The sequence below is a fragment of the Hydrogenophaga sp. PBL-H3 genome, assembly GCF_010104355.1.
Classification (GTDB): domain Bacteria; phylum Pseudomonadota; class Gammaproteobacteria; order Burkholderiales; family Burkholderiaceae_C; genus Hydrogenophaga.
Window position 1 is genome coordinate 3,096,165 of sequence record NZ_CP044972.1, and the last position, 12,313, is coordinate 3,108,477.

Below are 12,313 nucleotides of genomic sequence, written 5' to 3' on the forward strand. Positions count from 1 at the left end.
TGCAGACATGTTTCGTGCCAACCCATTATTGGAGACCTTCTATGCAATGGACGACCCCCGCCTTCACCGACCTGCGTTTTGGTTTTGAAATCACGATGTACATCGCCAACCGCTGATTTTCATCGCTTGGTTTGGGGCGCACGGGTGAACAACGCGTGCGCCTTTTTCTTGGTCTTTCAGGTGTCCTGACATGCGCATCCGCGTTCTGGGTTCTTCGGCCGGTGGCGGTTTCCCGCAGTGGAACTGCAACTGCGCCAACTGCGACGGCTTGCGCAACGGGCGCATCAAGGCCACCGCGCGCACGCAATCATCGATCGCCATCACCGCCAACGGCCTGGACTGGCTGCTGGTGAACGCCTCACCCGACATCCTCACCCAGATCCGCGACACGCCCGACCTGCAACCCGCACGCGCCGTGCGCGACAGCGGCATCGCGGCGGTGCTGCTGATGGACGCGCAGATCGACCACGTGACCGGTCTGATCATGCTGCGCGAGCGCGGCTCGAAACTGCCGCTGCTGGCCACACCCGAGGTGCTGTCCGACATTTCCAGCGGCTTTCCCATCACCGGCATCCTCTCGCACTACTGCGGCGTGGCCACCACCGAGATGCCATCGGACGGCAGTACCGTCACCGTGGACGGCCTGCCCGGCATCGAAGTGCAAACCGTGGCCATTGCCTCCAAGCCGCCACCGTATTCGCCGTTTCGCGGCAACCCGCGCGCGGGTGACAACCTCGGCCTGGTGATCCACAACCCCGCCACCGGTGCTCGCGTGTTCTATGCGCCCGGCCTGGGCGCCGTGACCCCCGACCTGCTCGCCCTCATGGCCAGCTGCTCGGTGCTGCTGGTGGACGGCACCTTCTGGACCGAGGACGAAATGATCACGCAGGGCCTCTCGAAGAAGAAGGCCGCCGAGATGGGCCACCTGCCCCAAAGTGGCCCCGGCGGCATGATCGAACAGCTCGACAAGCTGCCGCACTCCGTCCGCAAGATCCTCATCCACATCAACAACACGAATCCGATGCTGATCGAGGATTCCGCCGAGCGCGCCGAGCTCACCCGCCACGGCATCGAGGTGGCCCACGACGGCATGGACATCGTGTTCTGACACCCCACCACCATGGACATTGCAACCACCCCGCGCTCCCTGGAAGGCCTCCCCGCCTGGACCCGCGAAGAGTTCGAGGCGCAGCTGCGCGACAAGGGCCGCTCGTACCACATCCACCACCCATTCAACGTGCGCATGAACGCTGGTGGCTGCATGCCCGACGAGCTGCGCTGCTGGGTGGCCAACCGCTTTTATTACCAGGTCTGCATCCCGCGCAAGGACGCCGCCATCCTGGCCAACATGCCGGACCGCGCGCATCGCCGCCTGTGGGTCGAGCGCATCCTCGACCACGACGGATATGGTGACTACGAGGGCTCGGCCAGCGGTGGCCTGGAGGCCTGGATCCGGCTGGGCGAGGCCGTGGGCATACAGCGCGACGACCTGCTCTCGCTGCAAGGGGTCGTGCCCGCCGTGCGCTTTGCCTGCGACGCCTATGTGAACTTCGCGGCCAAGGCGCCGTGGCAGGAAGCCGTGTGCTCCTCGCTCACCGAGATGTTCGCGCCGCAGATCCACAAGGACCGCCTGGCCAGCTGGCCCACGCACTACCCCTGGATCGACGCCGATGGCCTGGGCTATTTCCGCAAACGCATTCCGCTGGCCGGGCGCGACGTGGAGCACGGCTTGCAGGTCACGCTGGACCACTTCACCACCCGCGCGGCGCAACACCGCGCGCTCGACATCCTGCAGTTCAAGCTCGATGTGCTGTGGACCATGCTGGACGCGATCGAGAAAGCCTGCCAATGACCTCCTCTCACCCCAAGCTCTCGCGCCGCTTCCGCCTGCAGTACGAGGAAGCGCAGACGCGCTGGGTGCTGCTGTACCCCGAGGGCATGGTGCAGCTCAACGACAGCGCCGCCGAAATCCTCAAGCGCTGCACAGGCGAACGCACGGTGGCCGAGATCGTGAGCGAGCTGGAGGCCGCGTTTTCAGTCCAGGGCCTCGCTCCGCAAGTCGAGTCCCTCATTGAAGAAGGAGGCCGCCGTGGCTGGATCGACTGAGTTCGCGCCGGTCTCCGAGGCGCTCTCCATGCTGGCCGCCAAGACCCACCCGGCAGGCCCACCGCTGTGGCTGCTGGCAGAGCTCACCTACCAGTGCCCGCTGCACTGCGTGTTTTGCTACAACCCCACGCAACACGCGCGCATCAAGGACGAACTGACCACTGCGCAGTGGGTCGATGTGATGCGGCAGGCGCGCAAGCTCGGCGCCGCGCAGCTCGGATTTTCGGGCGGCGAGCCGCTGGTGCGCGACGACCTCGAAGAACTGGTGCAGGAAGCGCACGCGCTGGGCTACTACACCAACCTCATCACCTCCGGCGTGGGCTTGAACGAGGCGCGCGCGCAGCGCCTGAAAGACGCCGGGCTGGACCACATCCAGCTCTCGTTCCAGGACAGCACGCGCGAACTCAACGATTTTCTGAGCCACACCAAGACATTCGAGCTCAAGCAGAAGGTGGCGCGCCTGATCAAGGCGCACGACTGGCCGATGGTGATGAACTGCGTGCTGCACCGGCACAACCTGCCGCACGTGGGCCAGATCATCGAGATGGCGCTCGCGCTGGACGCCGAGTACCTGGAGCTCGCCAACACGCAGTACTACGGTTGGGCCTGGGTCAACCGCGACCACCTCATGCCCACGCACGAGCAGCTGATCGAAGCCGAGGCGGTGGTCAACCGCTACCGCGAGACCATCGGCAAGCGCTGCAAGCTGCTGTTTGTGGTGCCCGACTATTTCGAGCAGCGCCCCAAGGCCTGCATGAACGGCTGGGGCTCGGTGTTCCTCTCGGTCGCGCCCGACGGCGTGGCCATGCCCTGCCACAACGCGCGCGACCTGCCCGGCCTGAAGCTGCCCAACGTGCGCGACATGCCGCTGGCCGACATCTGGCAGAAGAGCCAGGCCTTCAACGCCTTCCGCGGTGAAGACTGGATGAAGCCGCCCTGCCGCACCTGCGACGAGCGCCACAAGGACTTTGGCGGCTGCCACTGCCAGGCTTTCCTGATCACTGGCGACGCCACCCAGGCCGACCCGGTGTGCAGCAAATCGCCACACCACGACAAGGTGGTGCAACTGGTGAAACAGGCCCCCGCGCAGCGCCACATTCCCATCGTCTTTCGAAGCGACGCCGAGTCGCGCACGCTGCACCCCGAAGCCTGACCATGGCCAAAGCCGCGTCCTCCGCACCCAACCACCAAGGCATGCTCGGCGCCGCGCTGGTGAGCCACCTGCCGGGCGCGCGGCGCAGCCCGTTGGCGCTGGAGCAGGCACCCAATGGCCTCTTCTTGCTGTGGCTGGCCTACATGGGGCTGCTGGCCTTCGGCGCCCTGCTGCTGTGGCGGGCCGGTGCCTGGCACCGGCTGGTTGCGGCCGATCCCACGGGCCTCACGGTGGTCATCGTGCTGCTGTTCATCGGCTGTTCGGTGTGGGCCGGCCGGCGCGCCTGGGCGCTGGGCCTGCAGCGCCAGCGGCTCGATCGCTGGCTCGACACGCGCCGCCTCGCCGCCAACAGCGACGCCGAAGACTGGAGCGCCGAGTACCTGCGCGGCTGCGCGCAGCCCGGCGCCGACCAGAACACCTGGATGCAGATCCTGGGCGAGCGCGCGCACGGCCCGCACGAGATGGCCTGGTGGCTCAACGGCATCCAGCTCAAGCTCGGCCTGCTCGGCAAGGTGATTGGTTTCTCCATCCTGGCGCTGCAGCTCGGCCAGATGGACAGCTTCGATGCCAGCCAGTCGGCGCAACTGCTCAAGAACCTCACCGGAGGCCTGGGCATCGCACTGCTGACCACAGTGACCGGCCTCACCGGCAACATCCTGCTCGGCCTGCAGCTCATGCGGCTGGACCGTTTTGCCGACGCGCTCGTGGCCGACACGCTGGCCACCACGCCACCCGCCACACAGGCCCTTGCAGGAGCGCCACATGGCGATCGGCCGCCCGGTCCGTGACACAGAGACCGATCCGTTCTACGACATGTTGTTCAACATGCTGATCGCCTTCGTCTTCTGCTTCGTCATCGCCCTGCTCTCGTTCAACCCCAAGTCGCGCAAGGCCGGCGACATCCCGGCCAAGGCCGAGTTCATCGTCACCATCTCCTGGCCTGACAACAACCCCAACGACATCGACGCCTGGGTCAACGAGCCAGGCGGCAAGACGCTGTGGTTTCGCGAGCGCGACGCCGGCATGCTGCACCTGGACCGCGACGACCGCGGCGCGAAGAACAACACCGTGATCGTCAACGGCCGCGAGATCAGCAGCCCGGTGCGCCAGGAGATCGTCACGCTGCGCGGCCTGGTGCCGGGCGAATACGTGGTGAACGCCCACTACTACGACACGCGCGACCAGCAACCGGTGGACGTGTCGGTGGCGGTGGTCAAGGTGAACCCGCAGGCCGAGATCGTGTTCACCGGCACGCAGCAGATTCCGCGCAAGGGCGACGAACGCACGCTGGTGCGCTTCAGCATCAACGACACCGGCGCGGTGACCGACATCAACACCCGACCTCTGACCATCGTTCAAAGAACCGGTCTCTGACACCACCACCATGATCCCCACCGTTTCCTCCCAATTGCTGCTGCTGGTGCTTGTGTATGCGCTGCTCGCTTTCCTGCTCGTGTGCCTGCTGCTGGCCACGCGCTGGCACTGGGGCGTGAAGGCTGGTGCGGTGCTGCTGGTCACCGGTTTCTATGCGCTCTCCCACAGCACGCTGCAAGGCATTGCCGGCTGGCCCAGCGACGACGCACTGCCCCAGCGCTTCGTGCTGCTGTCCGCCGTGTTCGACGAACCCAGCCCCGGGCGCAACCACCCTGGCGCCATCTTCATCTGGGTCAACCCCATGAAGGACAACAAGCCACTGGAGATGCCGCGCGTGCACCGCCTGCCGTACGAGAAAGACCTGGCGCGCATCCTGGGCGACGGCATCAAGAAGGCGCGCGACGGCAACACCCAGATGGGCAGCACCGAGCCGATCCGCGGCCAGGGCGGCTTCGCCTGGCTGCGTCCCACCGGCAACGACAAACTGCAACTCAAGCTGAGCGACCTGCCCCGCGCGCAATTGCCCGAAAAATGAAGCACCTCACCACCATCGGCCTGACCACCTTGCTCGCGGCCTGTCAGGGCACGCAGAGCGACAGCTGGTTCCCGCTCGTCGAAGGCAGTGCCCAGGTGTACGAGGTCAAGCTCACCAGCGAAGAAGCGCCGCCCGTGGACGAATGGACGCTGCGCGTGGAAGGCCCGCGCACGCTTGATGACCAGCGCGTGATGGTGCGCCACCACTCGGCGGGCGTGGGCTACTTCCTCAAGACCGACGAGACCGGCGTGAAGCGCGTGGCTACCCAGATGGACATCGACAGAGAGCCCACGCCCGACAAGGAGCCGGTGTGGGTGCTCAAGTCACCGTATGTGGTGGGCACCGAGTGGACCACCCCCACCGTGCCCTACCTGATCCTGCGGCGCAACGAACACCCGCGCGAACTGCGCTACAGCCACAAGGCGCTGATGTACTGGCGCATCGAGGCGGTGGACGACAGCGTGACCACACCCACCGGCACCCACCAGCCCTGCCTGCGTGTGGTCGGCCGCGCCAACCTCAACCTCTTCACCGATCCGGTGAACGGCTTCACCGACGTGCCCCTCACGAGCCGCGAGTGGTACTGCAAGGGCAAGGGACTGGTGAAGTTCGAGCGCGAGGAGAAGGTGCCCCAGGGCTTCCTGGTCGGCGGTAGCCTGGAGGCACAGTGGGTGCGCTGAGCTTCAGCGCACCACGATCATCAGAAAATCTGCAACAGGCGCAGGTTGATGCGGCCGTCTTCCTTGAAGCCGGTGCGCACCGAGGCGTCGCGTCCGTAGGTAGCCAGCACCTGCGTCTTGGGGCCAATGAAATGCGCCACACCGAACTGGAACTTGGTGGTGGCGAGGCGGTCGTCCTGGCTCACACCGTTGATCTTGGTTTCGCCACCCGTGGTGTGGGAGACGCCGGCGCGCAGATCGGTGGTGGCCGAGAGCTGGTAGCGCAGGAAGGCCTGGGCCTGGAACAGGGGCTTCTGCTCCATCGTGGCGCTGCTCGCTCCGAAGTCCTTGTTCTTGCCATGGATCTGCACGTCGGCCGCCATGTCCAGCGTGACCTTGTCGGACAGCGGCGTGATGTAGCCAGCCTGCAGCGCGTACTTCCAGCGGTTCTCGCCCAAGCTCAGGGGGTCGTTGCGGTCGTACTGGCCGGTGGGCACGAACACGAACGGCGTGATGCCGAAGTGGGTCTTGTCGCCGGGCTTGGTGAGCCACACGGTGGCCGCCAGCAGCAGGTCACCCACGCCGGTGTTGCTGCCCAGCGCGGCGATGTCGTTCTTGGCGCTGAGCTTGCCAAACGGCAGCAGGAACTGCGGATCGACGATGTAGCCACCGATGTCCATGAAGTGCACGCCGCGCACGATGCCGATGTCGGAGTTCAGCTTCGGGTTGATCGGCACCTGGTTGCCACCAGCGTAGAGCTTGTCGCGCGAGGCGTGCTGGTAGTACACGAGGCCCAGGCTGGTGCCGGCGGGCAGCGCGGTGTAGTCGCCCGCATCGACGTCGATGGCGTGCGCCGGCAGGGCCAGCAGGGTGGCGGCGGTGATCACGCTCAAGGCCAGGGCCTTGGAGCGGCGCGTGTTCAGGTGGGAAATGGTGGGCACGTGGGTCTCCGGTTTTTGAATGCCGTCCGGGAACTTTCCCGGTCGGGCCCTGAGGGCGCGGCGATCGTACGTTCGCAGCCAGGTGCAACGCACCTAAGTAAATACCCGGTGCAAACAGTGTCTCGTCGCAGAACACTTTTCTGACGTGAGGAACCGCCCATGAAGCCCCGGCCACCGACCGCACGAACGTTCGTCAAGCGCGCGGGCTTTCAAGCGCCCAACCCGTTTTTCGCCACGCCCGAGCAACTGATCGGCCTGGCGCGCGAGCGCTTCTTCTCGCAGGGCGAACGCCCCTCGGGCCTGGTCTCGGAGCAAGTCATCCAGTCGTGGATCCGCTGCGTCGGCGCGCGCCGCGATCCAGAGAAACCGCTGGGTTTCGACCCGGTCACCAAGTCGCGCCTGGTCAATGTGCTGGGGCGCAACCGGCAGTTGCTGCAGGCCGCCAGCGCCGACCTCGACCAGCTCGACGCCACACTGGCGGGCACGCCCTGCAAGGCCATCCTGACCAGCCACGAAGGCGTGGTGGTGCGCTCAACGCCCACGGCCAGGGGCGAAGGCGTGTTGATGCCCATCATCACGCGCGTGGGTGTAAACCTGGACGAAGACGCCGCGGGCACCAACGCGCCCAGTGTGGCCGCGCGCACTGGCGAGGCCTGCCTGGTGCGTGGCGGGGAACACTTCTTCGACGGCATCCGGTCGATGCACTGCGTGGCCGCCCCGGTGCACCACGCCAACGGCAGCATCGCCGGCGTGCTCGACATCTCCTGCGAGGGCGGCGCCTTCAGCTTCGATCCGATGGTGGTGGTGCGCATGTACGCCACCGTGATCGAAAACCGGCTGTTCGAGGTGCAGTCCGCGCGCCTGTTGCTGCTGCGCTTCCAGTACGGGCGCAGCATGATCGGAACGCCGCTGGAAGGACTGGCGGCGGTGGACGGCACCGGGCAGATCGTGTCGCTCAACGCCTTCGGCATGAGCCTGCTGGGATTCGGCATCCGGCCCGATGCGGACCCGTCCACCGAGGCCATGCTGGGCCTGTCGTTCAACCAGCTCATGGACATCGGCCGGCGTGGCGACCCACATGCCCAGCGCCTGCCCAACGGCCTGACCCTGTGGATCGAGGTGCAACCGCAGGCCTCGATGCGCGCGGCCGTGGAGTCCGTGCCGCCCATGGCGCAGGAGCCAGCAAAAGCACCCGCGCAGGCCGTGGCGCCGAGCCTTCACACCCTGCAGGACGCCAGCCGCTCGGTGATCGAAGCCACCCTCGCCAGCTGCAAGGGCAACGTCGCGCGCGCCGCGCGAATGCTGGGTGTGTCGCGCGGGCTGCTTTACCGCCGACTGGCGGAGTGGCGCCAGCCGCCGCAAAGCGCTGACGAAGGCCAAGCACACGCGACGAGGAGCTCGTCCGCTTGAAAGCGAAGTGGTGGCGCTGAGGCCCGTCAGTTCACAGAGCGTGGCAAGCCTGCAGCCACGTCCCTGAAAGCCGCCAACGCGGCTTCCAGGTGGTCGATGATTTCCTGTTGCAGCACATCAGGCGGGGGCAAATCGGCCAGGTTGTCCAGGCTGTCGTCTTTGAGCCAGAACACATCCAGGCTGGCCTTGTCACGCGCCAGCAAATCAGCCACCGGGTAGAACTTGAAGCGTTCGCTTTCGGTGCGTTGGTGCCGGTTCTCAGGGTGGTAGCAAGCCACGAAATCTTGCAGGTCGGCCACGCTCAGCGTGCGCGTCTTCAGCGTGAAGTGTTTGTTGGTGCGCAAGTCGTAGAACCACACGCCCTGGGTGTGGGTGCGGCCGTCTTTTGGAGCCGCGTCGAAAAACACCACGTTCGCCTTCACGCCTTGCGCGTAAAAAATGCCGGTAGGCAACCGCAAGATGGTGTGCACATCACAAGTCTCCAGCCACTTGCGGCGAATCTTCTCGCCCGCGCCCCCTTCAAACAACACGTTGTCGGGCAGCACCACCGCCGCCTTGCCCGTCACCTTCAGCATGCTCACGATGTGCTGCAGAAAGTTCAGCTGCTTGTTGCTCGTGGTGGTCCAGAAATCCTGGCGCTCATAGGTCAGCGCGTCGCGGTCTTCTTCACCCTCTTCGTTGGTGAAGGTCATGCTGCTCTTCTTGCCAAACGGCGGATTCGCCAACACGTAGTCAACGTGTTGTGGAGGCTCGCTGATCAACGCATCGGCCCGCTGCACCAGCGGCTCTTCCACCATGTCGCCCACGTTGTGCAGAAACAGGTTCATCAAACACAGGCGGCGCGTGCTCGCCACGATCTCGTTGCCGTAGAACGTCTTGTCTTTCAGGAACGTCGCCTGCTTCTTGTTCAGCGTCTGGCCCGGGCGCGTCAGCCACTGGTGCACACCCAGAAAAAAGCCGCCCGTGCCACAGGCCGGATCCGCCACCGTCTTCAAAGGCTCGGGGCGCACGCACTCCACCATGGCCTGGATCACCGCGCGCGGCGTGAAGTACTGGCCTGCGCCACTCTTGGTGTCTTCGGCGTTCTTCTGCAGCAGGCCTTCGTACAGATCGCCCTTGGTGTCGGCGTCCATGCCGACCCAGCTCTCGGCGTCGATCATCTGCACCAAGCGGCTGAGCTTCGCCGGGTCCTGGATCTTGTTTTGTGCCTTGAAGAAAATCGCGCCCAGCATGCCCGGCTCATGCCCCAGCCGCTGCAGGATGGTGAGGTAGTGCGCCTCCAGCGGTTCGCCCGTCTTCTTGCGCAGGCTCGCCCAGTCGCAGCTCTTGGGCACGTGGGTCTGCCGGTTGTACGGCTCCTGCGTGTACTCATGTGCCATCTTCAGGAACAACAGGTAGGTCAGTTGCTCCAGGTAGTCGCCGTAGCCCACGCCGTCGTCCTTGAGCGTGTGGCAGAAATTCCAGACCTTCTGGATCAGGGTGGAGGTGTTCATGCGGCCGCCCTTATCAAGTACCCATCAAGCAAATTCGAAAGCTGCAAGCTGTTGTTTTTCATATGTTTTTCAGAAACAAGCCACCGCACCGGGCTCATCGACAGGGGTTCCATCAAGTACCCATCAAGCAAAAAACCGCTCGCCGTTCCGGATCCGGTACCGTAAAATCCACCCGGCAGGCAAGCGTGAGAATGTAGAGGTTGCTGGAAACGGCAACAGCCCGAACGGGTGGGATCCTCGACCTCAGGGCCTGCACCTTTTTTGCCCAACGCCCGCTCACTGCGGGCGTTTTGCTTGGTGATCATGGTTTGCGAGCCGCATCGGCTGTGCCCAGCACACGCGCCACCTCGGTCGCATCGCCGCACCAGAACTTCAAACCATAGCCGTCCAGCCGCTGCTGATGGCGGTACAGCGTTGGGCTGAGCAGACGCAAATAGCGGTCTTCCACCTCGCCATACGGATTCTTGTTCACTGAGAAGAACAGACCCGAAGCCACCGCGTCCACCAACTGCAGACCGGCCAACTGATCGTGGTTCACGGCGCGAATGAGCGCGGGATCGATCACGTTCCAGTCCACCCGCACGCCGTTGGAAGGCTCGTCTTTCAGCTTCTGCAGGTAACCACGCAGTTCGTCGTAGGACATGGCGCTGCGGTTGGAAAACACCATCTCCACCCGCCCATCGCCCACGCCTGTGCGCCGGTTGTCCCGGCACAACCACGACACCCGCTCGGCCAGCAACCGTGTCGCGTAGCGGTACAGCGAATAGCGCTGCTGTTGAAACACCTCGGGCTCGGGGATCGACGGCTTGTGAATCAGCACATTCACCGTGCGCAGCGGCGCACTGCCCACCAACCGTGCCAACGGCACGCGTTGCTCGTGTTTGAGATCGCGAAAGTGCAGCACCTGCTTGGGCTGCTTCTTCAGCAACTCACGCGCCTGGCGGGCCAGCTGCACCACCTGCAGATCGTTTTCCTTGCGCACCACCAGTGCCGACAACACGAACCAGCGCGAACTGCCCTGTTCGTTGTCCATGAACTTGAAGCCTTCACAGCCCGACTCGTCCACGTAGGCGACAAAACTGGTGGTCATGCGGCGGCCTTCTTGCGCCCAGGCGATTTTTTTGCGGCCTCCACCTCGGCGCGCTCGGCGCGGATGCGCGCCAGCAATGCGCTGGCAGGCTCGTCTGCCAGGTCTTGGGGCACCAGTTGGCCGGTGAAGGCGGAATGGAGGATGTTCTGGCGCTGGGCGGCGGCTTGCCTGCACAGATGGACGAACTCAGACTCCATCTGCTTCGTCGCTGTCAGCGCAGACTCCACTTGTTTAACGATCTCAAGTTGTTCCTCGAACGGTGGCAAAGGAATACGGACTGACTCGAGCTGATCGAAGCTCAGGTGTGGGCGCCCTGCTCCGTAGTTCATTTCGCGAAACTGCAGTTGCCCATGCCCCTCGCTATTTAAAACTGCGTTCACGTATTCAGATGAATCGGCCTGCACAAGTCGGAGCAATGCCACGCTTTGACAAACGAAGTGGGAATCCAGCTCCGTATCTATCCGACAGACCTGCCCTGTATTGGCTCCAACGATCGTCACGAGCAAATCGTCTTTCTTGACCTCCGAGCGAGCGCGATCACGATCACCCAACGGGGGGTCAACAAACTGGCGAAACGAGAAGTCTGGACGCCAAGCGCGCACGTTCTGAGCCATCACGAAGACACAACTGCCGCGGTCGTAGTAGGGCGACCAATCACGCGAACCGCTTGACAGACTCTCAAGCAACTGACCAAGCGAAGCCCAAGTCCACCCCTGAGGCAATGCGGGCAATTCATTCGTCTGGGGAGACAAAGGCTCCGTGTACTTGGTCTGCCAGCCCTTGGGTGGCGCCTTGCCTTGGGCTTTGAACTTGTCGAGCTGCCGGGCTTCCCAGCGGGCGCGGCGCTCTTGCAGGATGCGCGCGAGCAGCGCCTCGCCACTTTCCTGCGGCGGGTGCACAGCGCGCCAGTCGGCGGTGAGCGCGCCTTCCACTGCAGCCTTCAGCAGCGACTGGCGGTACTGCGCCAACTTCTTCTGTGCGGCCAGCAGTTCGGCCACACCGGCGTCGAGTTCAGTGAACAGCTCATCGAGCTTTTCCGCAAGCCGGTGCTGCTCAGCCAGCGGAGGCAACGGCAGACGTATGTCCTCGATAGTCCGCGAGGAAAGGTGCTTGACAGTGACTGACGACGTTTCAGCGTGGATCGCTCCAAGGTAAGCAGGCAACACGCGATCCAGCAGTCCGGGCACATAGAAGCGTGCATCAATCTCGATTTTGCAAACCCGCTGGTTGAGCAAGGCGTCTGCACTGCGCCACCGGGCTGTATTGAAATCCCCGTCCATACCAACAAGCAAATCACCGGCCCTGACCACATACGACGAGTCAAACGCACCGACATAAAAGGTTCTTGTCTCTCCACTCACCACGTCGCGAATGCGCACCAGCGGGATCCCCTCTGAATTGCTGAATTGGGCGGAATCGAATGGAAAGCCGTTCAAGACGCACCCAACCTCTGCCAGAGGAACGCGCTCCCAACTTGGATGAATGGCCAGTAGGCCAGAACTGTCTCCTTCAATGATCTCGGAGACAGATTTCGTCAGTGCCATAGGTCAAC

Annotated in this window: 15 protein-coding genes; 10 read left to right on the plus strand and 5 right to left on the minus strand. The window is 64.2% G+C overall.

Translation table 11 applies throughout. The features are described 5' to 3' along the window. Positions 1–41 precede the first annotated feature (41 nt). From pqqA to F9Z44_RS14350, 9 genes are all read left to right on the plus strand, one after another. A complete protein-coding gene (gene pqqA / locus F9Z44_RS22785) occupies positions 42–116 on the plus strand; it encodes a pyrroloquinoline quinone precursor peptide PqqA (protein WP_068167214.1) in 75 nt (24 codons plus the stop codon). 74 nt (positions 117–190) lie between these two features. Then, positions 191–1,108, plus strand: a complete 918-nt coding sequence (pqqB, locus tag F9Z44_RS14315; protein ID WP_159607230.1) for a pyrroloquinoline quinone biosynthesis protein PqqB — start codon at positions 191–193, stop codon at positions 1,106–1,108. Positions 1,109–1,120: 12 nt separating this feature from the next. Beyond that, a complete protein-coding gene (gene pqqC, locus F9Z44_RS14320) occupies positions 1,121–1,852 on the plus strand; it encodes a pyrroloquinoline-quinone synthase PqqC (RefSeq protein ID WP_159607232.1) in 732 nt (243 codons plus the stop codon). After that, positions 1,849–2,106: a pyrroloquinoline quinone biosynthesis peptide chaperone PqqD gene (pqqD, locus tag F9Z44_RS14325; protein WP_159607234.1), complete on the plus strand. Its 258-nt coding sequence runs from the start codon at positions 1,849–1,851 to the stop codon at positions 2,104–2,106. Before pqqC ends, pqqD begins: the two co-directional genes overlap by 4 nt. Positions 2,107–2,134: 28 nt before the next feature. Beyond that, positions 2,135–3,259, plus strand: coding sequence for a pyrroloquinoline quinone biosynthesis protein PqqE (pqqE, locus tag F9Z44_RS14330; protein WP_159608736.1), 1,125 nt, complete (start codon positions 2,135–2,137; stop codon positions 3,257–3,259). A gap of 2 nt (positions 3,260–3,261) precedes the next feature. Next, a complete protein-coding gene (locus F9Z44_RS14335) occupies positions 3,262–4,047 on the plus strand; it encodes a hypothetical protein (RefSeq protein ID WP_201449966.1) in 786 nt (261 codons plus the stop codon). Next, positions 4,022–4,633 carry a hypothetical protein gene (locus F9Z44_RS14340; RefSeq protein ID WP_159607236.1) on the plus strand — a complete coding sequence of 204 codons (612 nt, stop codon included), beginning with the start codon at positions 4,022–4,024 and terminating at the stop codon, positions 4,631–4,633. The genes F9Z44_RS14335 and F9Z44_RS14340 overlap by 26 nt, the downstream gene beginning before the upstream one ends. 10 nt (positions 4,634–4,643) lie before the next feature. After that, positions 4,644–5,168 (plus strand): hypothetical protein, encoded by a 525-nt coding sequence (locus tag F9Z44_RS14345; protein ID WP_159607238.1) that lies wholly within the window; start codon positions 4,644–4,646, stop codon positions 5,166–5,168. Then, the gene (locus tag F9Z44_RS14350) at positions 5,165–5,848 is read left to right on the plus strand and encodes a hypothetical protein (RefSeq protein ID WP_159607240.1); all 684 of its coding nucleotides are present in this window, start codon (positions 5,165–5,167) and stop codon (positions 5,846–5,848) included. The genes F9Z44_RS14345 and F9Z44_RS14350 overlap by 4 nt, the downstream gene beginning before the upstream one ends. A gap of 20 nt (positions 5,849–5,868) precedes the next feature. On the opposite strand, the gene F9Z44_RS14355 is transcribed toward F9Z44_RS14350, so the two are convergent. Beyond that, positions 5,869–6,759: a transporter gene (locus F9Z44_RS14355; RefSeq protein ID WP_442907291.1), complete on the minus strand. Its 891-nt coding sequence runs from the start codon at positions 6,757–6,759 to the stop codon at positions 5,869–5,871. A gap of 168 nt (positions 6,760–6,927) precedes the next feature. Here F9Z44_RS14355 and F9Z44_RS14360 point away from each other — a divergent pair, with 168 nt between their 5' ends. Beyond that, positions 6,928–8,178 carry a helix-turn-helix domain-containing protein gene (locus F9Z44_RS14360; protein WP_159607242.1) on the plus strand — a complete coding sequence of 417 codons (1,251 nt, stop codon included), beginning with the start codon at positions 6,928–6,930 and terminating at the stop codon, positions 8,176–8,178. 26 nt (positions 8,179–8,204) lie between these two features. Here the strand turns inward: F9Z44_RS14360 and F9Z44_RS14365 are convergent, their stop codons facing one another. Genes F9Z44_RS14365 through F9Z44_RS14380 form a run of 4 tightly spaced genes read right to left on the minus strand, consistent with a single transcriptional unit; the run spans position 8,205 to position 12,305 of the window. Further along, positions 8,205–9,671 (minus strand): class I SAM-dependent DNA methyltransferase, encoded by a 1,467-nt coding sequence (locus tag F9Z44_RS14365; protein WP_159607244.1) that lies wholly within the window; start codon positions 9,669–9,671, stop codon positions 8,205–8,207. Further along, positions 9,668–9,976 (minus strand): hypothetical protein, encoded by a 309-nt coding sequence (locus F9Z44_RS14370; protein WP_159607246.1) that lies wholly within the window; start codon positions 9,974–9,976, stop codon positions 9,668–9,670. The genes F9Z44_RS14365 and F9Z44_RS14370 overlap by 4 nt, the downstream gene beginning before the upstream one ends. After that, positions 9,973–10,761, minus strand: coding sequence for a DUF3800 domain-containing protein (locus F9Z44_RS14375; RefSeq protein WP_159607248.1), 789 nt, complete (start codon positions 10,759–10,761; stop codon positions 9,973–9,975). The genes F9Z44_RS14370 and F9Z44_RS14375 overlap by 4 nt, the downstream gene beginning before the upstream one ends. Continuing rightward, on the minus strand, positions 10,758–12,305 hold the full coding sequence (locus F9Z44_RS14380) for a restriction endonuclease subunit S (protein ID WP_159607250.1): 1,548 nt from the start codon (positions 12,303–12,305) through the stop codon (positions 10,758–10,760). The genes F9Z44_RS14375 and F9Z44_RS14380 overlap by 4 nt, the downstream gene beginning before the upstream one ends. Positions 12,306–12,313 lie beyond the last annotated feature (8 nt).

Bases quoted from the DNA above. Each gene is read 5' to 3' on its own strand.
- F9Z44_RS14360 (WP_159607242.1), top strand. From the start codon at position 6,928: ATGAAGCCCCGGCCACCGACCGCACGAACGTTCGTCAAGCGCGCGGGC.
- pqqD (WP_159607234.1), top strand. From the start codon at position 1,849: ATGACCTCCTCTCACCCCAAGCTCTCGCGCCGCTTCCGCCTGCAGTAC.
- F9Z44_RS14345 (WP_159607238.1), top strand. From the start codon at position 4,644: ATGATCCCCACCGTTTCCTCCCAATTGCTGCTGCTGGTGCTTGTGTAT.
- F9Z44_RS14335 (WP_201449966.1), top strand. From the start codon at position 3,262: ATGGCCAAAGCCGCGTCCTCCGCACCCAACCACCAAGGCATGCTCGGC.
- pqqC (WP_159607232.1), top strand. From the start codon at position 1,121: ATGGACATTGCAACCACCCCGCGCTCCCTGGAAGGCCTCCCCGCCTGG.
- F9Z44_RS14365 (WP_159607244.1), bottom strand. From the start codon at position 9,671: ATGAACACCTCCACCCTGATCCAGAAGGTCTGGAATTTCTGCCACACG.
- F9Z44_RS14350 (WP_159607240.1), top strand. From the start codon at position 5,165: ATGAAGCACCTCACCACCATCGGCCTGACCACCTTGCTCGCGGCCTGT.
- pqqE (WP_159608736.1), top strand. From the start codon at position 2,135: ATGCTGGCCGCCAAGACCCACCCGGCAGGCCCACCGCTGTGGCTGCTG.
- F9Z44_RS14370 (WP_159607246.1), bottom strand. From the start codon at position 9,976: ATGATCACCAAGCAAAACGCCCGCAGTGAGCGGGCGTTGGGCAAAAAA.
- F9Z44_RS14375 (WP_159607248.1), bottom strand. From the start codon at position 10,761: ATGACCACCAGTTTTGTCGCCTACGTGGACGAGTCGGGCTGTGAAGGC.
- F9Z44_RS14340 (WP_159607236.1), top strand. From the start codon at position 4,022: ATGGCGATCGGCCGCCCGGTCCGTGACACAGAGACCGATCCGTTCTAC.
- F9Z44_RS14380 (WP_159607250.1), bottom strand. From the start codon at position 12,305: ATGGCACTGACGAAATCTGTCTCCGAGATCATTGAAGGAGACAGTTCT.
- pqqB (WP_159607230.1), top strand. From the start codon at position 191: ATGCGCATCCGCGTTCTGGGTTCTTCGGCCGGTGGCGGTTTCCCGCAG.